Source organism: Nisaea sp., from assembly GCF_040217065.1.
Lineage (GTDB): Bacteria > Pseudomonadota > Alphaproteobacteria > Thalassobaculales > Thalassobaculaceae > Nisaea.
Genome location: NZ_JAVJNX010000009.1, coordinates 452,163 through 476,490 on the forward strand (window position 1 = coordinate 452,163; position 24,328 = coordinate 476,490).

General features: G+C 63.1%; 24 protein-coding genes. 12 read left to right on the top strand and 12 right to left on the bottom strand.

All coding sequences use genetic code 11. The features are described from left to right. The first annotated feature begins 46 nt into the window (after positions 1-46). From RH950_RS14455 to RH950_RS14480, 6 genes are all read left to right on the top strand, one after another. Positions 47-1,501 (top strand): cryptochrome/photolyase family protein, encoded by a 1,455-nt coding sequence (locus RH950_RS14455; protein WP_350057934.1) that lies wholly within the window; start codon positions 47-49, stop codon positions 1,499-1,501. 64 nt (positions 1,502-1,565) lie between these two features. Then, the gene (locus tag RH950_RS14460; protein WP_350057936.1) at positions 1,566-2,912 is read left to right on the top strand and encodes an NAD(P)/FAD-dependent oxidoreductase; all 1,347 of its coding nucleotides are present in this window, start codon (positions 1,566-1,568) and stop codon (positions 2,910-2,912) included. Beyond that, positions 2,905-3,747: a DUF1365 domain-containing protein gene (locus tag RH950_RS14465; RefSeq protein ID WP_350057938.1), complete on the top strand. Its 843-nt coding sequence runs from the start codon at positions 2,905-2,907 to the stop codon at positions 3,745-3,747. The genes RH950_RS14460 and RH950_RS14465 overlap by 8 nt, the downstream gene beginning before the upstream one ends. Before the next feature lie 30 nt (positions 3,748-3,777). Continuing rightward, complete coding sequence (locus RH950_RS14470; protein WP_350057940.1) at positions 3,778-5,019, top strand: class I SAM-dependent methyltransferase; 1,242 nt, start codon at positions 3,778-3,780, stop codon at positions 5,017-5,019. 4 nt (positions 5,020-5,023) lie between these two features. After that, on the top strand, positions 5,024-6,403 hold the full coding sequence (locus RH950_RS14475; protein WP_350057942.1) for an MFS transporter: 1,380 nt from the start codon (positions 5,024-5,026) through the stop codon (positions 6,401-6,403). A 3-nt stretch (positions 6,404-6,406) separates the two neighbouring features. Then, positions 6,407-6,979, top strand: a complete 573-nt coding sequence (locus RH950_RS14480; RefSeq protein ID WP_350057944.1) for a DUF3833 domain-containing protein — start codon at positions 6,407-6,409, stop codon at positions 6,977-6,979. Here RH950_RS14480 and RH950_RS14485 read toward each other — a convergent pair. Genes RH950_RS14485 through RH950_RS14495 form a run of 3 tightly spaced genes read right to left on the bottom strand, consistent with a single transcriptional unit; the run spans position 6,950 to position 8,966 of the window. Further along, positions 6,950-7,396, bottom strand: coding sequence for a nuclear transport factor 2 family protein (locus tag RH950_RS14485; protein WP_350057946.1), 447 nt, complete (start codon positions 7,394-7,396; stop codon positions 6,950-6,952). The genes RH950_RS14480 and RH950_RS14485 overlap by 30 nt on opposite strands. Further along, on the bottom strand, positions 7,393-8,142 hold the full coding sequence (locus RH950_RS14490; RefSeq protein ID WP_350057948.1) for an SDR family NAD(P)-dependent oxidoreductase: 750 nt from the start codon (positions 8,140-8,142) through the stop codon (positions 7,393-7,395). The genes RH950_RS14485 and RH950_RS14490 overlap by 4 nt, the downstream gene beginning before the upstream one ends. A gap of 47 nt (positions 8,143-8,189) precedes the next feature. After that, the gene (locus RH950_RS14495) at positions 8,190-8,966 is read right to left on the bottom strand and encodes a DUF6134 family protein (protein WP_350057950.1); all 777 of its coding nucleotides are present in this window, start codon (positions 8,964-8,966) and stop codon (positions 8,190-8,192) included. 165 nt (positions 8,967-9,131) lie between these two features. On the opposite strand from RH950_RS14495, the gene RH950_RS14500 reads away from it, so the two are divergent. From RH950_RS14500 to RH950_RS14515, 4 genes are read left to right on the top strand one after another with little or no spacing between them, the layout of a single operon-like run. Then, positions 9,132-9,644 (top strand): Fur family transcriptional regulator, encoded by a 513-nt coding sequence (locus RH950_RS14500; RefSeq protein ID WP_502889783.1) that lies wholly within the window; start codon positions 9,132-9,134, stop codon positions 9,642-9,644. A gap of 3 nt (positions 9,645-9,647) precedes the next feature. After that, on the top strand, positions 9,648-10,406 hold the full coding sequence (locus tag RH950_RS14505) for a metal ABC transporter ATP-binding protein (RefSeq protein WP_350057952.1): 759 nt from the start codon (positions 9,648-9,650) through the stop codon (positions 10,404-10,406). Between the two features lie 40 nt (positions 10,407-10,446). Continuing rightward, on the top strand, positions 10,447-11,526 hold the full coding sequence (locus RH950_RS14510; protein ID WP_350057954.1) for a CobW family GTP-binding protein: 1,080 nt from the start codon (positions 10,447-10,449) through the stop codon (positions 11,524-11,526). Continuing rightward, on the top strand, positions 11,523-12,653 hold the full coding sequence (locus tag RH950_RS14515; protein WP_350057956.1) for a zinc-binding dehydrogenase: 1,131 nt from the start codon (positions 11,523-11,525) through the stop codon (positions 12,651-12,653). Before RH950_RS14510 ends, RH950_RS14515 begins: the two co-directional genes overlap by 4 nt. Positions 12,654-12,656: 3 nt before the next feature. Here RH950_RS14515 and RH950_RS14520 read toward each other — a convergent pair whose 3' ends face one another. From RH950_RS14520 to RH950_RS14535, 4 genes are all read right to left on the bottom strand, one after another. Beyond that, positions 12,657-14,198 (bottom strand): hypothetical protein, encoded by a 1,542-nt coding sequence (locus RH950_RS14520; RefSeq protein ID WP_350057958.1) that lies wholly within the window; start codon positions 14,196-14,198, stop codon positions 12,657-12,659. Further along, complete coding sequence (locus tag RH950_RS14525; protein WP_350057960.1) at positions 14,159-14,770, bottom strand: pesticin C-terminus-like muramidase; 612 nt, start codon at positions 14,768-14,770, stop codon at positions 14,159-14,161. The genes RH950_RS14520 and RH950_RS14525 overlap by 40 nt, the downstream gene beginning before the upstream one ends. 168 nt (positions 14,771-14,938) lie before the next feature. Next, a complete protein-coding gene (locus RH950_RS14530) occupies positions 14,939-15,835 on the bottom strand; it encodes an AEC family transporter (RefSeq protein WP_350057962.1) in 897 nt (298 codons plus the stop codon). 47 nt (positions 15,836-15,882) lie between these two features. After that, entirely contained in the window at positions 15,883-17,142 is a 1,260-nt protein-coding gene (locus RH950_RS14535; RefSeq protein ID WP_350057964.1) for a TIGR04372 family glycosyltransferase, read from the bottom strand. A gap of 128 nt (positions 17,143-17,270) precedes the next feature. Here RH950_RS14535 and RH950_RS14540 point away from each other — a divergent pair, with 128 nt between their 5' ends. Further along, on the top strand, positions 17,271-17,894 hold the full coding sequence (locus RH950_RS14540) for a flavin reductase family protein (protein ID WP_350057966.1): 624 nt from the start codon (positions 17,271-17,273) through the stop codon (positions 17,892-17,894). A gap of 117 nt (positions 17,895-18,011) precedes the next feature. After that, positions 18,012-20,192 carry a hypothetical protein gene (locus RH950_RS14545; RefSeq protein WP_350057968.1) on the top strand — a complete coding sequence of 727 codons (2,181 nt, stop codon included), beginning with the start codon at positions 18,012-18,014 and terminating at the stop codon, positions 20,190-20,192. 5 nt (positions 20,193-20,197) lie between these two features. Here RH950_RS14545 and RH950_RS14550 read toward each other — a convergent pair whose 3' ends face one another. From RH950_RS14550 to hydA, 5 genes are all read right to left on the bottom strand, one after another. Continuing rightward, positions 20,198-20,794 carry an SCO family protein gene (locus tag RH950_RS14550; protein WP_350057970.1) on the bottom strand — a complete coding sequence of 199 codons (597 nt, stop codon included), beginning with the start codon at positions 20,792-20,794 and terminating at the stop codon, positions 20,198-20,200. Positions 20,795-20,799: 5 nt separating this feature from the next. Further along, positions 20,800-21,345 carry a hypothetical protein gene (locus RH950_RS14555; protein WP_350057972.1) on the bottom strand — a complete coding sequence of 182 codons (546 nt, stop codon included), beginning with the start codon at positions 21,343-21,345 and terminating at the stop codon, positions 20,800-20,802. Continuing rightward, positions 21,333-21,767 (bottom strand): hypothetical protein, encoded by a 435-nt coding sequence (locus RH950_RS14560; RefSeq protein WP_350057974.1) that lies wholly within the window; start codon positions 21,765-21,767, stop codon positions 21,333-21,335. Before RH950_RS14560 ends, RH950_RS14555 begins: the two co-directional genes overlap by 13 nt. A 112-nt stretch (positions 21,768-21,879) precedes the next feature. After that, entirely contained in the window at positions 21,880-22,827 is a 948-nt protein-coding gene (locus tag RH950_RS14565) for an N-carbamoyl-D-amino-acid hydrolase (protein ID WP_350057976.1), read from the bottom strand. A gap of 51 nt (positions 22,828-22,878) precedes the next feature. Continuing rightward, a complete protein-coding gene (hydA, locus tag RH950_RS14570) occupies positions 22,879-24,324 on the bottom strand; it encodes a dihydropyrimidinase (protein WP_350057978.1) in 1,446 nt (481 codons plus the stop codon). Positions 24,325-24,328: the final 4 nt, after the last annotated feature.

Genomic DNA, 24,328 nt, shown 5'->3' on the forward strand with positions numbered 1-24,328 from the left:
GCCGCGCGCCGGCGTATCGCTTTCGGGTTCTGGGAAGGATGGATGCGTGCGTGAAAAACCGATAATTCTCTGGTTCCGTCAGGATCTCAGACTGGCGGACAACCCGGCCCTGACGGCTGCCGCCGCAACCGGTGCACCGATCCTTCCTGTCTTTGTCCTCGATGACGAGACACCGGGGAAATGGGCCCTCGGCGGTGCCTCCCGCTGGTGGTTGCACCACAGCCTCGACGCGCTTGCCGACGCTCTTTCAGAACATGGCTGCACCCTGCATTTGCGGCGCGGCGATGCGGCCGTGCAGATCCGCACCCTGGCGGCCGAAACCGGCGCACAGGCCGTCTACTGGAACCGGTGCTACGAGCCGTACGCCACACGCCGGGACGGCACCCTTAAAAAGGCCCTCAGGGAAGACGACATCGCGGCGGAGAGCTTCAATGCGGCACTGCTGTTCGAACCCTGGGAGGTAAAGACCAAGACCGGCACGCCGCCCAAGGTCTACTCGCCCTACTGGCGGGCCATGCGCCTTCTCGGCGATCCGCCGCCTGAACTTGCCGTTCCGGAGGCGATAACCGGCTTTGAGGGCCCCTTGGCCGGCGACCGGCTTGACGACTGGCAGCTCACGCCACGCAATCCGGACTGGGCATCCGGCTTCAAGGCCATATGGCATCCCGGCGAAACCGGCGCCCGGGACCGGCTGGACTGGTTCCTGGAGACGGCACTCGACGACTACAGGAAGGGACGGGATTTCCCGTCCAAACCGCTGGTCTCACGCCTCTCTCCACATCTGCATTTCGGCGAAATCGGGCCGCGCCAGGTCTGGCACCGCACAATAGCGCATTGCCTCATGACCGGTCGCGACCCGTTCAGTGGATCGCCGGAGCATTTTCTGAAAGAGCTGGTTTGGCGCGAATTTTCCCATGCCCAGCTGTTCCACAACCCGGATCTGCCGGAGGCCTGCCTGCGTCCGGAATATGAGAACTTTCCGTGGGACACTGCCGAGAAGCCCCTGCATGCCTGGCAGCGCGGGCAGACCGGCATTCCGATCGTCGATGCCGGCATGCGCGAGCTTTGGCAGACCGGCTACATGCACAACCGGGTGCGCATGATCTGCGCGTCCTTTCTGGTCAAGCATCTGATGGTCGACTGGCGCGCGGGCGAGGCCTGGTTCTGGGATACGCTGGTGGATGCCGACCTCGCCAACAATGCCGCATCCTGGCAATGGATCGCCGGGTCCGGTGCGGACGCCGCTCCTTATTTCAGGATCTTCAACCCGGTGCTGCAGGGAGAGAAATTCGATTCCGGCGGCGGCTATACCCGCCACTGGGTGCCCGAACTCGCCGACGTCCCAGACCGGTACCTGCACAAGCCATGGGAGGCTCCCGGGAACCCGGCACCGGATTACCCGTCCCCGATCATCGATCTCGGTCTTGGCCGGGCCAGAGCGCTTGCCGCTTTCAAGGATCTGAAAAACGGATCCTGGCCCGATATCGCCGCGTGTGCGTAAGCACATACAAAACCTGCACAATATGGAAAATTATGAATAAAGTTTTCGCCCGGGGAGTATGGGAATGCGCATAGCTGTTATCGGAAGCGGCATCGCCGGGTTCAGCGCGGCATGGCTGTTGTCGTCGCGCCATCAGGTGACCGTATATGAAGCGAACAATCGGCTCGGCGGCCACAGCAACACGGTTTCCGTGGATTATGACGGCGAGCAGATACCGGTCGATACCGGGTTCATTGTCTATAATGAAGCGACCTATCCGAACCTGATCAGCCTGTTCGGCGCACTTGATGTGCCAACGAAGCCGAGCGACATGTCCTTCAGTGTCTCCGTGGGCAACGGCGCGCTCGAATATGAAGGCTCACTCAGGGGGCTGCTGGCTCAGCCGGGCAATCTCCTGAAACCCGGCTATTACCGGATGCTGGCCGATGTCGCGCGGTTCTTCGCCGCTGCCCCGCGCCTGCTCGAGGAGGAGAACGCGCCGGACCTGACTCTCGGGGAATTCCTCAAGCGCGAAGGGTATGGCGACGGTTTCCTTTATGATCACCTGCTGCCGATGGCCGCCGCGATCTGGTCTTGTCCGGTCGAGACGATGCTGGCCTTTCCGGCGCGCAGCTTCGTGCGTTTCTTCGTCAATCACGGCCTGCTGCAGCATGTCAACCGGCCGCAATGGTTTACCGTCGACGGTGGCGCGCGGTGCTATGTCGAGCGCCTCGCCGCGGCGATCGAACAGCGCGGCGGCAAGATCAGGACCGGGCACCCGGTCCGCCGCATCCGGCGCCTCGAATCCGGCGTCATGGTCGGTGAGCCGGACGGCTCGGAAACCTATTACGATCAGATTGTCATCGGCGCCCATGGCGACGAGGCCCTGGCCATGCTGAGCGATGCGGACGACGCTGAACGCGCCCTGCTCGGCTGCTTTTCCTACCAGGATAATGTCGCAGTCCTGCACCGGGATCCGGGGCTGATGCCGAAACGGCGCATGGCATGGGCTTCCTGGAACTATCTGGCCGAAGGCCGGCGGGACATGGACCGTGCCGTCGCGCTGACCTACTGGATGAACCGCCTGCAGGGCATCGACGAGAAATATCCGCTCTTCGTCACCATGAACCCGCTCACGGACCCCGACCCGGCTCTGGAATTCGCGCGTTTCAATTATACCCACCCGGTGTTTGACACTGCCGCCGTGGCGGCGCAGGGAAATCTCGACACCATTCAGGGCGTCCGGGATACCTGGTTCTGCGGCAGCTATTGCGGCTACGGGTTCCACGAGGACGGCCTGAAAGCGGCCATCGCCGTCGCCCTGAACCTTGGCGTATCACCGCCGTGGGAATCGGATGTTGCGCCGGCCAACGGGCACCTGCAGGTCTGGTCCGGCACCGATGCAGCAGGGCAGGCGGCCGGTGATGACTGAGACGGCGGCAAGCACGCAATCCGGGACAGCCGCTCAGCTGCGGTCCGGGCTTTATCGCGGCATGGTCACGCATGCCCGGCTGATCCCGTTCAGGCACCGTTTCGCCTACCGGGTTTTCTCCATGCTGCTTGATCTGCAGGAGGTCGATGCGCTCTCCGCCAGGCTCCGTCTTTTCTCCCACAACCGGTTCAACCTGTTCTCCTTCTTCGACAGGGACCATGCAACACGCGATGGCAGGCCCGCCCTAGAATGGGTCCGGGAACAGCTCCATGCGGCTGGCTTTGAATCACATGAAGGAAAAGTTTTATTACATTGTTTTCCAAGAATTTTCGGATATGTCTTTAATCCAATCTCGATCTATTTCTGCCATCATGAGGAGGGCCCTCTCCAGGCCATTCTCTACGAGGTGAAGAACACATTCGGCCAGCAGCACTGCTACCTGATACCGGTCGAACCGGACCAGGCCACAGGCGGCACGATCCGGCAGAGCTGCGAGAAGGGTTTCTATGTCTCTCCCTTCATGGACATGACCGCGACCTATCGGTTCCGGCTGAAGGAACCCGGCGACAGACTCTCCATCCTGATCCGTCAGGATACCCCGGAAGGCGAGATCCTGGTTGCGACCCACACGGGCACGCGAGAGGCCATGACGGACCGGACTCTGCTGAAGATGGCCCTGCTCTATCCCTTGCTCACGGCAAAGGTGGTGGCGGGCATCCATTGGGAAGCCTTGAGGCTCTGGATCAAGGGGGCGATTTTCCACAAGCGGCCGGATGCACCGGAAAAACCAATCACCGTCATCAATAAATCATCCACTGGACAACGCACTGCGTAAGTCGAGTGACCACGAATGGGGCGAGCTGGAATGACTGATCGCGAGATCTATGAATTATCTGCCACGATGGGCGGCACTTTTCCGACGAAACGGGATGCATTCATGCCCTGGACACGGGCCGTGCTGATGATGCTGAAAGCGGTCCGCGTCGGCGAGCTGCATGTGCTGGCTCCGAACGGGCAGCTGCATGTCATCAAGGGGGCCGAACCCGGTCCGAAGGCGCATCTGCAGTTGCGGAGCGATGCGGTATGCCGGCGCCTTCTGTTCGGCGGCGACCTTCGTTTCGGCGAAGACTATATGGACGGCGCCTGGGACACCCCGGACCTGACAAGCCTGCTCTCGTTCGGCGCCGCCAACCGAACCGCGCTCGCCAAAGCGATCGACGGAACCCGCTTCGGCCGTTTCATGAAAACCCTCGGGCACTTCTCCAACCGCAACACCAGGAGCGGAAGCCGGCGCAACATCGCCCATCATTACGACATCGGCAACGCCTTCTACGGGAAATGGCTGGACCCAAGCATGACCTACTCGTCGGCCGTTTTCGAGCCGGGTGTGGACGACCTTGAGCCGGCGCAGCGCCGGAAATACCGGCGCATCGCCGACATGCTGCAGCTGGAGTCCGGCCAGACCGTGCTGGAAATCGGCTGCGGTTGGGGCGGCTTCGCGTCCGTCGCCGCCCGGGAATACGGTGCCCGCGTCGTCGGCATCACGCTGTCTCAGGAACAGCACGACTACGCGATCGAACGGGCCAAACGCGAGGGCATTTCGGACAAGGTCTCGATCCAGCTGTGCGACTACCGCGATGTGGACGGTCGCTTCGACCATATCGCCTCCATCGAGATGTTCGAGGCCGTCGGCGAGCAATACTGGCCGGTCTTTTTCGATCAGATGAAGGCGCGGCTGACGGATACCGGCCGCGCCGCCATGCAGATCATCACCATCAACGACAGGGACTTCGAATCCTATCGCCGGAACCCGGATTTCATCCAGAAATACATCTTTCCGGGCGGCATGCTGCCATCGACCAACCGTCTGGCCGGGCATTTCGACGCTTCCGGCCTGAAATGCGTCGCCAATGACGGGTTCGGCACGGATTACGCGCGCACGCTCGCCATCTGGCGGGAGCGGTTCCTCTCCCGCTGGCCGGAGATCGCCCCGCTCGGCTTCGACGAGCGGTTCCGGCGGATGTGGGAATATTATCTCTGCTATTGCGAGGGCGGGTTTCGCGCCGGCCTCATCGATGTCCGCCAGATCGCACTGAAGCACGCCTGAGCGGATGACCGCCACAGCTCCTGCCGGCCGCTCCCCCGCGCGCTATTCCCGATGGCAATTGCTTGCCTACGGATTGCCGGGCCTGCCGCTGGCCGGGCTGGGCGTGCCGCTTTTCATCTTCCTGCCGGCCTTCTATGCGCAGAACCGGGGCCTCAGCCTCGAGGCCGTCGGCTTCGCCCTGCTTCTGGCCCGGCTGTGGGATGCGGTCTCCGATCCGCTGATCGGCCTGCTGAGCGACCGGATCACAACCCGGTTCGGCCGTCGCAAGCCCTGGCTCTTCGCCGGGGCGCCGATCACCTGTGTCGCCATCTACATGCTCTTCGTGCCTCCCGAAGGCGCCGGAATACTCCACCTGTTCGGCTGGAGCGCCCTGCTCTATCTCGGTTGGACCATGGTGCAGTTGCCCTACACAGCCTGGGGCGCGGAGCTGACCGGCGACTATCACGAGCGCTCGCGCATCACCGCCTATCGTGAAGGCATGCTGGTCCTCGGCACACTGGTCGCCGCCGGCATGCCGGCCATCGTGTCCGCAGCGGGCGGCGGCGAGGAAACCAGCACCGTTCTCACCGTGCTCGCACTGTTTCTGGTGATCGCCCTGCCCGCCGCGATCACCATCGCCGCCCGCTTCATGCCGGAACGGCCCAAGCCCGCCACCCCGATACACATACGGCTCGACTGGCGCGCCGGCACCGCACTCCTGCTCCGCAACAAACCCTTTCTCCGGCTCATCCTGGCCTATCTGCTGAACGGTCTGGCCAACGGGTTCGCGGCCACGCTGTTCGTGCTCTTCGTGGACAAGGGGCTGGGTCTGCCGGGCGAAACGGACATATTGTTGTTGGTCTATTTCCTCGCCGGGATTCTCGGCGTGCCGGTCTGGCTTGCCGTCAGCCGCCGGGCCGGCAAGCACCGCACCTGGATCGCGGCCATGCTGGCAAACAGCGCGATCTTCGCCCTCGTCCCGCTGCTCGGTCCCGGCGACTACCTTGCCTTTCTCGCCATCTGCATCGGTACAGGAGCCTGCCTGGGCGCCGATCTGGTGCTGCCCCCCTCCATGCAGGCCGACGTGGTGGACGTTGACACGGCGGACGGCGGCGGCAGCCGCGCCGGTCTCTATTTCGCTCTCTGGGGCATGGCAACGAAGCTCGCCCTTGCCCTTGCCGTCGGCATCGCTTTTCCCGTTCTGGACGCTGCCGGTTTCCAGGCCGGCGGCAGCAATGATGCCGATGCACTCTTGACCCTTTCCCTGCTCTACGGCGTGGCCCCGGTCATCCTGAAACTGACAGCCATACTCATCATGCGCGGCTTTCCGATTACAGCGGAGCGTCAGGCCGACCTGCAGCGGAAAATTACAGCAAACATCCAGCCAATCACTGTCCGGAGATGATCCATGCCCCGCGCCCTGCCGTATCTGCTTGTAGTGCTGTTGAGCCTCGGAGCGTGCAGTTCCATGAAGATCGATGATTTCGCCGAAACCCGGCCCGTGTTCAGCCCGGAAGTGTACTTCGCCGGCCAAAGCCGGGCGTGGGGCATGTTCCAGGACCGCTTCGGCAACCTGAAGCGGGAGTTCACCGTGGACCTGCAGGGCGACTGGGACGGAACCACGCTGACCCTGACCGAGGATTTCGACTATTCCGACGGTGAAAAAGAGCAGCGGATCTGGCGCATCACCAAGACCGGCGACGGCACCTATGACGGCCGCGCCGACGATGTGGTTGGCGTCGCCAAGGGTTTCGCCCGGGGCAATGCTCTGAACTGGTCCTACGATCTGATGCTGAAGGTCGGCGACAGCCGGATCAAGGTTCGGTTCGATGACTGGATGTTCCTGCAGCCGGACGGCGTTCTGATCAACAAGGCCGATGTCTCGAAATTCGGCATCACGATCGGCACAGTGACCCTGTTCTTCAAGAAAGACGCGTTGCCGAAGGAATCCTCACTCGACCGGCGAAAACCGGCGGCCTAGCAAGCGCAGAACCGGGCCGAGCACAGGGAACAGGCCATAGACCTGGGACGCCGCGTCCCAATGATCAACGTGCAGGAGGACGCGACCGTGATCGTCGAACGCCACCTCGCTCATCCCGGTTATCTCGATCGGACGCGATCCCGCCGCCTTCACCCGTCCCGAGAACCGCCATTTGAGGTAACAGGCCTCGGCACCGACGGCCTGATCCAGCACGGTGAAGGACGGCGCTTCCATGGCCTCATACATATGCCGGAAGATACCGAGGACGGCCTCACGGCCCTGCACATCGCTGAATGGGTCCCTGAACCGAACCTCGTCCGCCAGAAGCGCGGACAGGGTCTCGAGCCGGCCTAGGGTCAATCCTTCGAAGCAATCCGCATAAGCCGCCAGCGCAGCCGCTCTGTCCAGCGCGCTCATTTGCCAGTCCCCCGCTTCACCAGCCGGAAATACAGGCTGTAAGGCAGCACGTTCAGGCAGCGCAGGATGATGGCGAAGATCCGCGGGAAGGTGATTTCGAACCGGTTGGACTGCAGACCGCGATAGAAGGCATCGGCAGCATCCTCCGGCTCCATCAGGAACGGCATCGGAAACGGGTTCTTGTCCGTCAGCGGTGTGCGCACGAAGCCCGGGCAGACGAGCTGCAGTTTCACGCCGTTCCGGTCGAAGTCCGGCTTGAGCGCCTCGGTCATGTTGATCAGCGCGGCCTTGGACGCACCGTAGGCGGCCGCGGTCGGCAAGCCGCCATAGCCTGCAACCGAAGAGACCACGGCGAGGTGCCCGGCACGGTCGGCGAGGAAACCCGGCGCAACCGCGGCGATGCAATTGACCACCCCCATCAGGTTGATTTCAAGGAGGGATCTGAAAACATCCGGGCGGAAGTCCCCGATTTCCACGGGCTTGTGCGTTCCGGCGGCAAGAACGGCCATGTCCAGCCCGCCCCGCTCCTTGCGGATACGGGCGACGGTGGCGGCAGCGCCTGCCTCGTCGGTCACGTCGAGCGGATAGGAAAAGAACTGTCCGGAATGCTTTCTCTCCAGCGCCTCAAGCGCCTCGGCCGACCGGGCAGAGCCCGCGACGATCCAGTCGTCGCGCATCATCCGCTTCGCCAGGGCAAGCCCGATGCCGGAACTCGCCCCGGTAATCCAGACACATCGCACTGTCATGTCAGTCCCTTCAGTTGAGCCCCGCCGCACCGCTTCGGGATAACGGTCTATTCCAGTTCCCTGAGAGCATTCCGGACCTCTTCCGAGCCGATATCCTTCACACTCTCCAGATCCAGGAAACGGGTTTCGTCACCCGGTCGTGGCACGATCCGGACGTAGTCGAAGTCGGACTCGTCGACGGTGAAGCTCATCCTTACCCACTCGCCGCGTGTGTCGTACCAGATGTCGAGATCGAGCTCTCCACGCATCTCGTAGCGCGTGGCTTCGACCTGCCTGCCTTCGGATTCGATGGTTTCCGTTCCGAGCTTTGTCATGGCGATGTCGCGGAGCCGGCCATATTGCAGATCGATCAGCTTGCTCGCCCGGGTCAGTGACGTGTTCCAGTAGGTCGAGGGCACCGACGCGGCGAAAGGCGCCAGATGTTCACCCTCCCGGCCGGCAAACCGGAAACCGCCCGACTCTGCCCTGCCGTCGACCTTGAAAAAATCCCCGTCGTCATTGACCATGCCGCGCGCTGACAGAAGCTGTGCATCCTTCCATTCATCACGGGCGCGCAAGGCATAGTAATAGAGCGTAAACGGTCCTATTTTATAATCAAATAATGTTTGTGTATCAACGATATATTTATCTTCTTTAATGTTAAATCTCAACATTACGACACCCAGCGGAGAGCCGTTTCTGAAGGCCCGGAACTTGATCAGACCGTCCTCGGCCCAGCCGGGTGGAACGGTTGCCAGCGCAACCGGAATGGCGGGCAGACTGACCAACAAGGAAAGCAGGACCACGGAGAAAAACCGAATCCTGCTGAAGCGCGGGTTTCTCATCTGACAAGTCCTCGACTGGCCCCAAAGGCCGGAACATCAACATCCGGAATGCACAGTGTTTTACGTGCAAGTCAGTCGTCCGGATCAATGCCGGGCCTTGGATCGGTGCCCTGAAACATTATACTATTGCATTACCCCGGCCACGACAGCGATGGACCCCATATCTTGGCATTAGCCCGCAACAGTTTTCCCGGCCCCGACCATGACCACGGACGGTGCCTGCATGACGCTCTGGGTGCCGCGGAACGGCTCTGCGCCAAACGCGGCGTGCGCATCACTCCCGCCCGGCGCCGGGTGCTGGAACTGGTCTGGCAACGCCATGCCCCGGTCGGCGCCTACGACATCCTGTCCGAGATGCAGCGCGACGCGGAAAAAGACGGCAAGCCGGGTGCGAAAGTCGCGCCGCCGACCGTCTACCGGGCCCTGGATTTCCTGATGGAGCAAGGCCTTGTGCACAAGGTCGAATCCCAGAACGCCTATATCGGCTGCAGCCGCCCGGAAGGAAACCACGATTGCGGTTTCCTGATCTGCCGGGAATGCGGCGCGGCGCTCGAGATCGAGGATGACACGCTCAGCGCGCTGCTCGGCAGCCTGGCCAGCCGGCACGGTTTCGAGGCCCAGCGGAGCACCGTCGAGATTGAGGGCCTCTGCCCGTCCTGCAGATCGGAGGCGCGCTAGGCCATGCTGGAAGAAGCGCCCCCGCTGCTCGACGTCGCCGATCTCACCGTGCTCAGAAACGGCCGTCCGATCCTCGACAAGATCAGTTTCAGCCTCGGCCGCGGCGAGATCATGAGCGTGATCGGCCCGAACGGGGGCGGCAAGACCACCCTGCTCCGGGTCATCCTCGGACTGCTTTCCCCGGACAACGGAACCGCCAGGCTCGCCCCCGGCACCAGCATCGGCTACGTGCCGCAGAAGCTTGCACTCGACAATTCCATGCCGCTGACATCCCGGCGCTTTCTCTCGCTCGGCATGAAATCGGCGCGCGGACGGGTGGAGACGACCGCCGAGCGGGCCGGCATCACCCACCTGCTGGATCAGCAGCTGACCGGCCTGTCCGGTGGAGAGACCCAGCGTGTGCTGCTTGCCCGGGCGATCATGAAACAGCCGGACTTCCTGGTGCTGGACGAGCCGACACAGGGCATGGATGTCGCCGCCCAGTCGGAACTGTTCCGGCTGATCGGGACGATCCGCGAGGAAACCGGCGCGGCGGTGATCATGGTCTCGCACGATCTGCATCTGGTCATGCGCGGCACCGACCGGGTGCTCTGCCTGAACGGCCATGTCTGCTGCACCGGCCATCCCACCGAAGTCGAGCGCAACCCGAGTTTCCGTGCCCTGTTCGGACGTTTGGACGAAGCCGCCGTGGTGCCCTATCGTCACGACCACGATCACACCCATGACCATGAACACGGTCCCCATTGCGGCCATCACCACTGATCCGCCCCCACCGATTCACCCCAGCGCCAAGAGCATTCAGATGACGAGCACGACAAACGAGCCGGACCGGCTTCCGGTCTCCATTCTCACCGGGTTTCTCGGCAGCGGCAAAACCACCCTGCTGTCAAAGCTGCTGCATCACCCGGAAATGGACCGCATTGCCGTTATCGTGAACGAATTCGGCGAGGTCGGGCTGGACGACGCGCTGGTCATGGAGTCGAACGAGGATGTCGTGCTGCTGAATAGCGGCTGCCTGTGCTGCACCGTGCGCGGCGATCTCGTGGATACGCTGAAGCGCCTGTTCAAGGACCGGGCGAAAGGCATCATCCCCGACTTCGACCGGATCGTGGTCGAGACAACCGGGCTGGCCGACCCGGCGCCGATCCTGCACACCATGATGGCCGATCCGTTCCTGGTCACCCGCTTCCGGCTCGACGGTGTCATCACCGTGGTTGACGCCCATCACGCCATGGAGCAGTTCGACAGGCAGTTCGAGAGCATCAAGCAGGCTGCCGTCGCCGACCGCATCGTGCTGACCAAGACCGATGTCACGGATGCCGAAACGGTTGCAGCGGTTGAAAAGCGGCTCCACGAGCTCAACCCTGCGGCGCCCGTCGTCAGGGCCGTGCTGGGCGACGTCTCGCCATCGGTCCTGTTCGATGCCGGGCTCTATAATCCCAAGACCAAGAGCGCGGATGTCGGCCAGTGGCTGCGCGAGGAAGCCTACCGGGCGACCGAGGGCCATGTGCACCATCATGACCACCACGGTCACGATCACGGACATCACGATGTCAGTCGGCACGACGACCACATCCATTCCTTCGTGCTGTATTTCGACGAGCCGCTGGAATGGAACCGGATCGCCGGTGCGCTGGACATGATGGCGCAGACCCACGGCGCCAACATCCTGCGCATCAAGGGCCTGCTGAACCTGAAGGAACTCGACGACGACCAGCCTGTCGTGGTGCACGCGGTTCAGCACATGTTCCATCCTCCGGCAAAGATCGAGAAATGGCCGAGCGACGACCGCCGCTCCCGTCTGGTCTTCATCGTCCGCGACCTGGAAAAGCAGACGATGCAGAGCGTGATGAATTCCTACCTGGCGCTCGAATTCGCATGAGCCTCAGTTTCAAAGCCGCGCTCCTGAAGGCGCCCGGTCCGGCACGTCCCTACGCCGAGCACAAGCCGCTGTCGCTCGAGACCGTCAGTGTTCCCGCGCCCGCAGAGGGCGAAGTGCTGGTCCAGATCGCCGCGGCGAGCCTCTGCCGCTCGGATCTCTCGGTGATCAACGGGGTGCGGGCCTGGCCGATGCCGATTGTGCCGGGCCACGAGGCGAGCGGAACCGTGCTCGAGACCGGGGCGGGCGTGACCTCTGTCGGCGCGGGCGATCCCGTGGTCCTGGTCTACCAGCCGCAATGCGGCGCCTGCCCCGCCTGCCTCGACGGCGAGGCCCATCTCTGCGGCCCCGGGCTCGCGGCCAACCGGAAGGGCGCATTGCTCTCCGGCGGGCCCCGTCTCTCGCTCGACGGCGCCCCGGTGCACCATCACATGGGCCTCTCTGCCTTTGCCGAATATGCGCTGGTTTCCGAAAAATCAGTGGTGCGGGTCCCGAAAGACCTGCCGCTCGATATCGCCGCCCTGTTCGGCTGCGCCGTCATGTGCGGGGCGGGAACCGTTCTCAACACCGGCGGCATCAAGGCCGGCGATACCGTCGTCATCGCCGGCGCCGGCGGGGTCGGGCTCAGCGCCCTGCTCGGCGCCCGCGCGGCCGGCGCCGCACGGATCATTGCCGTCGATCCCGATCCGGCGAAACTGGAGCACGCGAAACGCCTCGGCGCGAGCGACACGATCAATTCCGGAGACCGAAGTGCGGCGGCGGAGGTTCTGGACCTGACCTCGGGCGGTGTGGACATTGCGTTCGAGACCGCCGGGAAACTCGGAGCCTTCGAGATCGCCTATGACAGCGCCCGTCGCGGCGGCACTGTCGTCTCCGTCGGACTGGTCGATCCGAAAACGCCGTTCCAGCTCGACGTGGCGGCGCTGGTCACAGGCGCAAAGACGGTGAAGGGCTCCTATGTCGGAAGCTGCAATCCGCGCACCGACATCCCGCGCTTCATCGCCATGCACCAGCGCGGCCTGCTGCCGGTCCAGGACCTGATCACCCACCGGCTACCGCTTTCGGAGGTCAACACCGCGCTCGACCGCATGGAAGACGGCACCGCGATCCGGCAGATCCTGACGCCCTGAGAGTCAGTGCGCCGGGAGCGCCTGCAGCACTGCCCGTACCTGGTCTCTCTGCCGCACCATCCACGTGTCGTATCGGACTGCTTCAAGAGGGGCTCCGGGGGCCGGTGAGGTTATCAGCACAGGTTCCTCGATCGCGTAGGTTCCCTGACGGGCCTGCTCCGTCCACATGACCAGCAGATCTGCCACGCCGTCACCGGTCCAGTCGGCCCGGCCATAATAGTGCGCGGCGCGATACCAAACCGGCCGGCCGTCATCCTCCTCGAAGTCCCGGTCGGTCAGGATATAGGTCAGCTCGAAGCGCTCGGGGTCGAGCATCCATACCCGATCGTTCTCGCCCGGCACGCGCGCAACGTGATCGGCGAGATAGACGGGATCGGGCGCCTCGCTGTAGGCGCGCGCCGGAACCATGGGCGCCGTCCGCAGATCCAGTCCGGCCCAGATGTCGGCCATGGGACGAACCGGCGAAAAGGGATCCGACGCGAACGGCCGTGCCAACTCCCGGAAAGCCGCTAAGGCGCAGGGATGGAAGCGCGAGCGCGGACGGAACCGGCCAAAATCCTCCTGCGCTTCCTGGAAGCGATCGAGATCGTCGAGCAGCGGCAGGAGGTCGGAGCAGTCCGGCGGCGTCAGCCCCTTCAGCTCTGCCCCCGTCATGCCATACGCCTTCGAGAGATAATCGAGGTCATCCTGTGAACGCGGCATCGATGCGCGACGAAACGCGTCGGAAAAGTCCGGCTTACCGGTTTCCCGGACGAAGTCGTCCGCATCTCCCTGGCCTCGAAGGGCCTTCCCGACGCGCGCGGGCTCTGTCGCGAACCAGTCGAAATAATTCACCGACCGAAGCTGTCCGGCATCGCCTTCCACCGATATCAAGACGATCTGACGGATCGGTTCGGCTTGATCGGTTTCGTGTTCTGTCCAGTCGACGAGCAGATCGGCAACGCCGTCCCCGGTCCAGTCCGCAAGCCCGAGGAAGCGGACTCTCCGATAGCGCTCGACCAGTCCCGCTTTGCGGAATGCGATAAAGAAGCCGTCGTCCCATGTCTCGAAGAACGGCGCGTCTTTCCAGGGTAACGACGGATCTGCAACCTTCCCGACAATCCGCGGCGCCAACGCAGCGTGATCGGCAGCCTGTTCCGGACCGCCGCGCCAGGCAGGACTGAATCGCAGGTCGAGACGCTGCGAAACATCAAACATGAAGCCGTACCGATCATCGAAGGGATTCTTTTCGAATGGCGCGGACAGACGCGCAAATGCCAGCAAGGCGCAGGGGTGGAAACGCCTGTAGTGCGGTGCCGTGTGATGCGCTTCGCCCCAACGCCGGGAGTCCCTGATCACCTCGAGAAGCCCGTCGCAGCGCGGCGGACGAAGCGTCTCGACAGCCGCTCCGCCAAAAAGGTCCGGCGTCCGGTAGCCGTGATGCAGAACCTGCGCGAGCACCGGTTGGCCGGCGCTGACCGGGCCGGAAATCAGCAGGGCAACAAGGATCAGCACCCCTGAACCGGTCAGCCTGACGGTCGCTCCCTGCCCTCTCTTTCGAGCCATCTCTTCAGATACCCTGCTTCACGGCGCCGGCGTGCTCCGAATTCGTCGCCGAAATTCATCAATTCATCATAAACAGCCCACCAGCGCTGGTCCGCCGCGGCTCGCCAGAAGACCGGCGTGGCCGCGTAGAGCTCGCTACCGTGCTGCCAAGCGACAGAGACTATCACGGTCTGCACTTCTTGGGACAACCGGGCGAGATCCCTTTCACCACTGCTCGGAACCGACACGTCCTGAGAATAGCGGTCTCGCAATCGTCGGAAGACACCTTGCCGAGTATGCCGGTCCAGTGCCTGAGCTTCCGCACGCGAAATGATGACTGGCGGCAACGTCTCAAGCAGCCTTCTTGCTTCCTCTCCAGTCTTGCCTAGAAACGGGGCAATGGCGCGTCTCGAGTCAGCCGTCAACGGCGCCCGCTCCAGCTCAAACATGTTCCGCTGGCCGAAATCGACCCCGGTCGCGATCGTGAGCCCCGACCGGCCGATTACCTTTCCCTTGTGCGTCGGTACGTAACCGACAAGTTCCTGCCCGCCTTCAAGATCGGACAGGATGCCCCAGTCCAGATTAGGCTCCAAATGACGTCTCCCGGAGAAGCTCGAAGGAACACCTGAATTTTTTGGAGTGACCATGCGGCATTGATCTGTCGATCAATAGGATTTTTACTATCATAAATTCCCTATTAAGTCAATAGAGGTGACTTCCGTCTCCCGTTTCGCAGGACAGATGTGTGCGAGATGAGCCGGTCAGCCGGCATTCCCAGAGAGTTCCAGAACGAGATAGAGCAGACCGGGCATGGTGAGGAACCCGAGCACCGTCGAGACGATGACGCAGCCGGCGATGGTTTCCGGCTCGCGATTGTAGCGAACGGCAAAGAGATAGGGAAAAACCGCGACCGGCATGCTCGACATCAGGATCAGCACACCGGTTTCCATCGCCGTGGTGCCCAATATCCAGACCGCGAGAACGCCCGAACCGAAGCCCACGACCAGCCGCAACGCAGCGATCCCGAAACTCTCCAGCAGGTTCGAGACCCGTAGCTTGGCAAGCGACACACCGAGCGCGATGAGCAGCAGCGGAATGCACATCCCGCCGGCAAGATCGGCCGTCTTGATGATCCATCTCGGCACATCGATATCCACGATAATGCAGACCAGCGCGGCGACGACCGCGTAAATGATCGGGTTCCGGGTCAGCGACGACAGACCGAACTGGCCCGAGGCGATGCCGGTGCCGATCGTGAACATCAACACGGCCTGCACGGCGAAATAGGAAATCGCCAGCGCCAGCCCCTCCTGCCCGAAGGCGAACAGGCACAGCGGAAGGCCGATATTGCCGACATTCGGGAACATCAGGGCGGGCAGGAAGGCCCGTACGGATTTCCTTGCCAGAAACAGGACCGGCACAACCATGACAACCGTGACGGCCGTCACCAGAGCGCTGCCGGCGCCAAGGCGGAACAGGGAATCCATCGACAATTCAAGCCCGACCAGCGTGCCGAACACCAGGCACGGCGTGCCGACAAGGGTCACGAGCGAGGTAATGGTCTCGTTATCGAACTGCAGCTTCAGGCGCGCCCAGACAAAGCCGATGCCGGCGCAGATGAAGACCGGCACGATGATCGTGAACAATTGATAGAACATGTGGGCGGTTCCGTTGGCAGCGGGGCGCGACGGTGATAGACCAGCGCTCAGGAGCGGTCCAGAAATCCTTTACGCTGCAAGACGGAAGGTGCGGGACGGCCGAAAGCATGCGCATAGGCGTAGAAGTCCGCATTGTCGGTCTGCATCGAAGGATCGACCAGCAATTTCTGCTCGTAGTCCTGGCCGAGACGACGGAACCGGGCAAGGCTTTCAGCGTCCGTTTCGGCCACCGCCGCCGCACGGTCCCGCTCAAGCATGAGCAATGCGAGATCTTCCAGTTCTTCGGGGCTGTTCTCGCGGATCAGGACGCCTTTCGCGTCGAAATCCTCCCCCTTGCCGAGAGCGGGCAGCCCCAGCTCCAGAATCTCTGCATATGAGAGCGGCTCGCCGGTGCGGGCCGAAAGATAGTGTTTGAACAGCAGCAGATCGCTCTTCATCGGCAGGCGCAGGAGTTCGTAGACCAGATTGACCGTCGCCGCCGGCCGGCCGAAGGCACGAACCAGGGCTTCCGGCCCGGAAGCCTGGTTGAAGGCAAAGGCACAGTCGGCGGACAGGAATACGTCCAGCGCCTGGCTGTAGCCGGGATGCTGCGGCAGATCGATGACCTGCTCCGGCTGGCCTTCCAGCGGAGTACTTCCCCGATCCCCCAGACGGAACACCCAGTACCCTTCCTCGACAAAGTGCCGGATGGCGCCGTCATAGGTGCGGATATCGGCGCAGCGGAAGGCATGATGCGCCTTTTCCGGCAGATAGCTCATGTCGCGGGCATGCAGCACAACGAATGGCGCATCCGGCGGCATGCCGACCTGTGCCAGAAAACTCTCTCCGGTCTCCCGGATGGAGTCAGGCAGCGCGAAAAAGCGGATTTCCCCGCCTGCCGTAGCATGGCGGCCGAAATCCCGCACGACGCGCTGCGGCGAGGACAGGCAGAGATGGAAGAGTTTCAGGTCGAGCACACCACCATCAAGGAAGCCGAGCAGCGGCAGGATCGAGTCGGCGGTCGGAACATGTACGAATTCCGGCCCCGGGCATTGCAGGATGAAGGGGTTGTAACCCGGTCCCTCGCCCAACCCGGTGATCAGGATGATGCGGTCATACTGCGGACCATAGAGGGTTTTCAGAAAGAACGGCTCCATCGCCGCATGGCCGATCCGGTCGACCTGGGCCAGGATATAGACCAGCGTCCGCCGACCCTCCTCCAGATGTGGGATGACGGTATGGAACAGCCGCTCCATGGTCTCCTTCTTGCCGAACTCGGCGCGCAGGTTATCCAGCAGGGCTTCATCATCGTCCGGCGATGCACTCATCGGGCTCTCTCCATGCCTTGCGGTAGCACGATATGCGGCACCGGGGAATGGCACCCATGCGCCTGCCCGGCGTTGCACGGCACCGGTCTTTATGGCATTCCGCTGTAGCGTAAAAGTCAGGAACAGGGATGAGCCGCATGTTTTTCGAGCCCGGCAACCACAAAGAACACGGTTTCACCTTCGATCCTTTCAAGGCGACCATTTCGCCGCGGCCGATCGGCTGGATTTCGACCATCGACGAGAATGGCGTTACCAACCTCGCGCCCTACAGCTTCTTCAATGCCGTCTCCTGGGCGCCACCCTGCGTGATCTTCTCCAGCGGCTCGCGCCCCGACGGCTCGCCGAAGGACAGCGCGCTGAATGCGGCAAAGACCGGCGAGTTCGTCTGCAATATCGTCGGCAAGGCGCAGGCCCAGCAGATGAACCAGACCGCCATCCATTTCCCGCACGGCACCGACGAGATGCAGCATGCCGGTCTCGAAGGCCTGCCGTCCCAGTACGTCAAGCCGCTCCGGGTGAAGGACGCGCCCGTGCACCTGGAGTGCAAGTATGTGCGTACCATCGATCTGCCGTCGGTCAGCGACAAAGTGGTCAACCGCATGATTCTCGGCGAAGTGGTCGGCATTCATATCGATGAGAAATATGTCGCCGACGGCCGCATCGACGTCACCAGGTACCAGCCCGTCGGCCGCCTCGGATACATGGACTATTGCGCGGTCGCCGAAGTCTTCGAGATGAACCGCCCGGACTGAGCCGGCACGCCGGCCGGCACCCGCTTCACATCCGCCGCGCGCCGCGCGTCATAGATCTGCAAGACGCCGTCGCCTGTGCCGGGCGGCGCGTCCCAGGATTTCGGACGGGGCGGTCAGGTGAAAAAGATCTCAGTCGACCACAAGCGGAAACTCGACGACGCGGTTACCAAGCAGCTGCTCGGCATTCAGCCGATCCGCAGCGAGCTGGAGAAATATACGACGGCCTTTATCGCGGCCTTCAATGCGGACACGGTGCCGCTGTTCGGCCCGAACGGACCGCGGACGACGCTCGGCGAGCTGTCCTCGCTCAGCGTGAAGGGCGGACTCGGTATCGCCAACCTGAAGGCGCAGGCGCAAAACCCGGCACCGAACCATCTGGTCTGGAACGCCTATATCGGCGACTGCGATTTCAACCTGCTGATCGAGAAAAGCGCCTACCCGCCCGGGATACCGACCGGCGAGGTCATGGCCGCTGTGGCCATGCGGATCAAGATCCTGCTGATCGAGACCATCGCCCAGACACGCTTCGCCACCCTCGCCCAGCTGCTGGCCAACAGCACGGTGCAGCCGCCGCTCTATCTCTGCTCCCAGATCGAAGCGCTGTCGCAGCTGGTGCTGTTTCTCGGGCAGGACCTGACACCGGAAATCCAGGCCGCGAACTTCCAGCCCTCGAACAACGCCCTGGCGATCTCGAAATGCCTGGCTGATCTCGCGCCGTCCCTCGCCGGCATCAGGGGGCCGGATATCGAGCGGGTGTTCCAGATGATTTCCGGCGCCTCCAGCAACCAGTTCCTGGTCTATCGCGACCAGCGCGAGAAACTGTTCTTCGTCTGCGATATCGGCCGCGTGAAGTCCGAATGGTTTGATGTCGATTACAGCTTCTTTCCCTATGCGCCGGGCCGCATGGACAGTCTCGGCTACGAGGTCAGCGAGCTCGCCATCACGCAGCAGAAGGACCGCCAGGTCGGCCGGAAAAAGCTGGCCTACGACGTGTTCAAGGTGGTGACATCCGATTTCACCTATACCGAATCCGACCGCACCGGAAACGTGCTTGGGCCGTTCCAGGACAGTCTCTACACGGCGGGCACCGAGCGCCGTGAACAGGGCAGGCTCAAATCGCCGTACAACCTCTCGCTCTATGCGAACAATCTGATCGACGATTTTGCCCTGATCCGCACCGCCCTCCGGTTCTCAGGCCTGGCGGTCAGCCAGCCGGACGATATCGCCGAAGACGACTACACGGCCGAGGTCACACATGGCGCTGCGAAATGCGAATTCGTGGATGTCGCCATTCCCCGCATCGCCTCGCCGGAATGGTTCTACCTGCAGGGCCGGAACTACTACGACAAGGTGCCGGCGAACCCGCAGCCGAACCAGGCCTATGTCAAGGTCTGCAACTGGGAATACCAGTGCGAGGAGAACTTCAACCTGCTGATCGAACTGGCCGCCGGGCACAGTCACAGCGCCCGCAAGGCCTTCAAGCGCATCGCGCGGCTCGGGGAATCCTGGGGCAACTGCACCATGGCGGCGGTATTTCCCCGCCCCGGCTCGAATATCCCGGCCCCGGTCAGTATCGGCAATTTCAATGCACCCGCGCTGCTGGTTTCCAACTTCGCGGAGGATTACCAGCGGCTCTACGGCATGACCCCTTTGACCGACGATTATTACCGTCTCGTCTTCGAGCCCCTGTTCCGCTTCCATAGCGCCCTCGCCGCCTTCGGCAATTTGCCGCGGCCGACGGACATCGCGGCGGAGCGCGTGATCAATGCTGCCGGGGAAGTCGGCCGGATCGGCATCGCCGAGATGGTACCCGCCGCCAGCGTCGACGAAGCACCGCTGGTCTCGAAATTCCGGGGCCTTGCCGACGAGAACAAGATCAACTGCGACTGGGCCCTCGCCGCCATGCTGCTGCTGAAGGCGAGCCGGATCGGCGACCTGATCTGGTTCCCCCTACGCATGCTCGCCAAGGTGACGGATGCGGCCGCCGTCAACGCCGCCGGTCTCGGCATTCCACAGGTCGCCGACGACGACATCATCATGCTCACCCGGTCCGACAGCGTGCCCGGCCAATGGCTTACGCTCACAGTCATTCCCTCCGGCGCGCTGCAGGGTCTCGCCCCGGTGGATTTCGAGGGCCCGCTCGCCCTCGCCGGCCAGCGCCTGACGAACAGGGTGCGCAGCCATTTGCTGCATGCAAACAACCAGATGCTTCGGATCGCCTATGGTCAGATCCTGAATGTCCTGCTCCGGGCTGGTGCCGACAGTTACATGGCCGACATCATTCCGCTGGACGGCTGACCGCGTCAGCCGGCGCCGGCCAGATACTTCCTCAGCACCTCGGCCATCCGTTCCGGCGTCGTGCCACGCGGAAACATGGTCACGAACCCGCCGTCCGGGCCCATCAGATAGGTCAGGGTCGAATGGTCGACGAGATAGTCCGCGTCTGCCATGCCCTCGAGCTGGAACCTGCGGCGATGCACCCGATAAGCTTTCGCCGCCGCCGTGACCTCCGCCTCGGTTCCGGTCAGCCCGACCAGCGCCGGATGGAAGGCAGCGGTGAGTTCCCGGAGGGCCTCGGGTGTGTCCCGGCGCGGGTCGACCGAGATCAGCAGCGGTTGTATGCGGGTTGCTTCCTCGCCAAGAATATCCAGCGCTGCCGCCATCACGGCAAGATCCGTCGGGCAGATGTCCGGGCAGTAGCTGTAGCCGAAATAGACCAGCATGAACTTGCCGGCATAGTCTTCCGGGCCGACATACCGCCCCTGCTCGTCCAAAAGCCGGAAAGGACCGCCGAACAGGCTCGGCAGCCTCGGGGTTTTCTCCCCGGCCTCGGCCATGGCGGCAAGGGCCAGGCAGCCCAGCAGAACCAGCAAGGCGGAGATGGCGCGAAGACGGAACATCCGCTTTAATCTGCAGGCGGCGGCATGATATCGGGCCGGCCGACCTTGCCGAAGGTGCGGATCACCTCGTTGGCCTTGTCGTCGCGACGAAACCAGCGCTTGGCATCTTCGGCGCCGTTGCGCTGCTTCCAGTCTTCGGCAAAGGCCGTGGCCCGGACCCAGTCCGTGGCGCCCGGCTTGCGCAGGCGCTGCAGCATGTAGATGACCATGGCCGGGTGGGAAATGATCAGCCCGTCGACTTCCACGCGCTGCCCGCAATAGGGCAGAAGATCCATCGTCGCGCCGGCGAACAGGGTGTTGCTCTTCACCGCCAGGAGCAGGGTGCCGTCGTCCCGGACCAGGCCGAGCTGGCGTGAGCCGCCACCACAGGCCGCCGGACAATCACCGCGCAGCTCACAGAGCAGATCGACCACCGTGGCCTCGAACTGGGCCACCATTTCCCCGTCGATGCCCCATTTCTGGGCCGCGCCGGCCGGTGCAGCGGCAGTTACGCAAATAAGTGCGAGCGCGAGGGCCAGTGAGCGCAGCCAGCGCATCCTCACATCCCCCATGGCTGGATTCCGTATTTCACGTGGGTCAGATCGACGATGCCCTGATCGTCCGCCACCTGGGTGACCAGCAGGTATTTCACGCCGTCCCGTTCGATCAGGTCGCCGTCGACGGTGACCCGGTGGCTCTGGATCCGGATCATTGCCGGGTTGGAGACGTTCCGGCTGTCATCCTCGACCCGCAGCACGACATAGAGCGTGCCGTCATCGGCCCGGATGCTGACCGGGATGCCGCCGACCGCACACCAGACCGCACATTGGAAATGCGCCGAGCCGCGGGCATACATGATCTCGGTGACATAGCACCAGGTATCGATCAGCTCGCCCTCGACCGTGACCCGCTTGATCTCGCCGGCCCGCGCACCCGGCGCGGCAGCCAGGGACAGCATCAGGGCGAAAAGGAAAAGGCGGGCCAACCGCGGCATTGAAACTCCGGAAACCAAGGGCGCCGCCTGCACCGGCGGGCGGACTTACGGTCTATTGCGTTCCCACTATAGCCGCAAGTCCGCCTCACCGTTGCTGACGAGGACGTGAAAGCTATTCCGCCGCCTCGGAAAGTTCCGGCGGCAGCTCGACACCGGTCTGTGCGGTGATGTTGCCGTAATGCTCGATCCGGCGGTGCTTGGCGAAGTTGAACACCGTCTCCTTGCCCATCCTGGCCAGATCCAGATCCGCCGAATAGGTGATGAGCTCGTCATCAACGGAGGATACCTGGCTGACGATCTCGCCCGAGGGCTGGATGATGCAGGAGCCGCCGATCAGCATGCAGCCGTCTTCCATGCCGGCTTTCGCCACCCCGACCACAAAGGCGGAGTTCATGTAGGCATTGGCCTGCATGGTCAAATGGTTGTGGAACATGCGGAGATGGTTCGGCTCGAAGGCCGAGGTGTTGACGTCAGGCGTGTTGTAGCCGAGCACGATCAGCTCGGCCCCCTTCAGGCTCATCACCCGGTAGGTCTCCGGCCAGCGCCGGTCGTTGCAGATCGCCATGCCAATGATGCCGCCATGCTGGCGCCAGACTCCGAAGCCGAGATCGCCCGGCTCGAAATAGCGTTTTTCCAGATGCTGCCACGGCCGTTTGGGATCGTATTCGGAATGCCCGGGCAGATGCACCTTGCGGTACTTGCCCGTGATCTTGCCGGTCTCGTCCACCAGGATCGCCGTGTTGTAGCGATGCCCGTCCGGCGTCAGCTCCGCATAGCCGAGATAAAACCCGATCCCCCGCTCCGCCGCCGCCTCGAACAGCGGACGCGTCTCCGGCCCGGGCATCTCGCGCTCGAAATGGTGATCCATGCGGGAGATGTCTTCCTCGTAGTAGCGCGGGAAGAAGGTGGTCAGGGCGAGTTCCGGAAAGACGACGAAATTACAGCCGCGGTCTCCCGCCTGCTTCAGCAGCTCGATCATGCGGTTTACGGCGCTGGCGCGGGACTCATCCGGCGCGATCGGGCCGAGCTGTGCGGCGCCGATGGTAACGATGCGGGACACGGGAATTCTCCTGTTCAAGTTTCTCTGGCTTTCGCCGGATTATATCAGTTTTTAATCTGCCACGGGATTGAACGGTGTCGGGAAGATGCCGCGCGGCTTGATGTAGTCGTAGGGCGCGCGGGCCAGGAACTTGCCGTATCCAGGCTCGCAGAAATCCTCGCCGTCCTTCCAGACAACCGACCCGCGGGAGACAGTCGCCGCCGGCCAGCCGGTGACCTGCATGCCTTCATAGGGCGTATAGTCCGTGGCGTGGTGCAGGATGTCCTGGCTGATGGTGGTTTTCTTCTCCGCGTCCCAAACCACGATATCCGCATCGGCACCGACTGCGATGGCGCCTTTCTGCGGGTGCAGGCCGAAAAGTTTCGCAGCGTTGGTCGAGGTGATGGCGACGAATTCCTGCAGGTCGATCCGGCCTTTCACCACGCCTTCATGGAACAGGATCGGCATCCGCGTTTCCAGGCCCGGCACGCCGTTGGCGATGGAGCTGAAAGGCGCGTTGTCGCCGGCCCAGAACTTGCCGTCCGGGTCGCCGATATTGTAGGGCGCGTGGTCCGAGGTGACGTTTCCGAGCGTGCCGGACTTCACATAGTCCCAGAGCGCTTCCTGCTCCGCCCTGGTACGCGGTGCCGGAGAGCAGAGATATTTCGCCCCCTCCCGCGCGTCCCGGTCGAGATCCTCCTCGGTCAGGACGAAATATTGCGGGCAGGTCTCGGCGAAGATCTTCAGGCCGCGCTGCTGCGCCCGGCGGATTTCCTCCGCTGCCTCGCCACAGGTGACGTGGAAGATCTGGATCGGCTGGTCCATCAGCTCGGCCAGCGCGATCATCCGGTAGGTCGCCTCGCGCTCGACCAGGGCCGGCTTGCACCAGGCATGGTACTTGGTGCCGTTATGTCCCGCCGCCAGCAGCTTCTCGGTCATGAACATGATGGCGTCGTGGTTTTCCGCATGCACGCAGACCAGCGCCTCGTTCCGGCGCGCCACTTCCAGAATGCGCAGGATCTGGCCGTCATCGACCCGGTTGCTGGCATAGGTCATGAACAGCTTGATCGACCGGTGCCCCTCCCCGATCAGCTTCGGCAGGTCCTGGCCGACAACCTCGTCATTCGGATCGTTGATGACGATGTGGAAGCTGTAATCGATGCAGGCGGACCTGGCGCGCTCGTGATAGGCGGCAACACCCTCCGCCAGGCCGACACCCTTCTGCTGCGGGGCGAAGCAGACCACGGAGGTGGTCCCGCCGCAGGCCGCAGACCGGGTCGCGGTCTCGAATGTTTCCGCATTGCGGCCGCCGGTGCTGGAGGGCTGGTCGATATGGCAATGGCTGTCCACCCCGCCGGGCATCACCAGCTTGCCGGATGCATCCAGCTCCTTCGTGCCAGCGCCCAGGGTCTCTCCCAGGGCGACAATACGTCCATCACGGACACCGACATCGGCCTTCACCGTATCGGAGGCGTTGACGACCGTGCCGCCGCGGATAACCAGATCAAATTCGCTCATGACT

Bases quoted from the DNA above. Each gene is read 5' to 3' on its own strand.
- RH950_RS14460 (WP_350057936.1), top strand. From the start codon at position 1,566: ATGCGCATAGCTGTTATCGGAAGCGGCATCGCCGGGTTCAGCGCGGCA.
- RH950_RS14465 (WP_350057938.1), top strand. From the start codon at position 2,905: ATGACTGAGACGGCGGCAAGCACGCAATCCGGGACAGCCGCTCAGCTG.
- RH950_RS14470 (WP_350057940.1), top strand. From the start codon at position 3,778: ATGACTGATCGCGAGATCTATGAATTATCTGCCACGATGGGCGGCACT.
- RH950_RS14475 (WP_350057942.1), top strand. From the start codon at position 5,024: ATGACCGCCACAGCTCCTGCCGGCCGCTCCCCCGCGCGCTATTCCCGA.
- RH950_RS14480 (WP_350057944.1), top strand. From the start codon at position 6,407: ATGCCCCGCGCCCTGCCGTATCTGCTTGTAGTGCTGTTGAGCCTCGGA.
- RH950_RS14485 (WP_350057946.1), bottom strand. From the start codon at position 7,396: ATGAGCGCGCTGGACAGAGCGGCTGCGCTGGCGGCTTATGCGGATTGC.
- RH950_RS14490 (WP_350057948.1), bottom strand. From the start codon at position 8,142: ATGACAGTGCGATGTGTCTGGATTACCGGGGCGAGTTCCGGCATCGGG.
- RH950_RS14495 (WP_350057950.1), bottom strand. From the start codon at position 8,966: ATGAGAAACCCGCGCTTCAGCAGGATTCGGTTTTTCTCCGTGGTCCTG.
- RH950_RS14505 (WP_350057952.1), top strand. From the start codon at position 9,648: ATGCTGGAAGAAGCGCCCCCGCTGCTCGACGTCGCCGATCTCACCGTG.
- RH950_RS14510 (WP_350057954.1), top strand. From the start codon at position 10,447: ATGACGAGCACGACAAACGAGCCGGACCGGCTTCCGGTCTCCATTCTC.
- RH950_RS14515 (WP_350057956.1), top strand. From the start codon at position 11,523: ATGAGCCTCAGTTTCAAAGCCGCGCTCCTGAAGGCGCCCGGTCCGGCA.
- RH950_RS14520 (WP_350057958.1), bottom strand. From the start codon at position 14,198: ATGGCTCGAAAGAGAGGGCAGGGAGCGACCGTCAGGCTGACCGGTTCA.
- RH950_RS14530 (WP_350057962.1), bottom strand. From the start codon at position 15,835: ATGTTCTATCAATTGTTCACGATCATCGTGCCGGTCTTCATCTGCGCC.
- RH950_RS14535 (WP_350057964.1), bottom strand. From the start codon at position 17,142: ATGAGTGCATCGCCGGACGATGATGAAGCCCTGCTGGATAACCTGCGC.
- RH950_RS14540 (WP_350057966.1), top strand. From the start codon at position 17,271: ATGAGCCGCATGTTTTTCGAGCCCGGCAACCACAAAGAACACGGTTTC.
- RH950_RS14550 (WP_350057970.1), bottom strand. From the start codon at position 20,794: ATGTTCCGTCTTCGCGCCATCTCCGCCTTGCTGGTTCTGCTGGGCTGC.
- RH950_RS14555 (WP_350057972.1), bottom strand. From the start codon at position 21,345: ATGGGGGATGTGAGGATGCGCTGGCTGCGCTCACTGGCCCTCGCGCTC.
- RH950_RS14560 (WP_350057974.1), bottom strand. From the start codon at position 21,767: ATGCCGCGGTTGGCCCGCCTTTTCCTTTTCGCCCTGATGCTGTCCCTG.
- hydA (WP_350057978.1), bottom strand. From the start codon at position 24,324: ATGAGCGAATTTGATCTGGTTATCCGCGGCGGCACGGTCGTCAACGCC.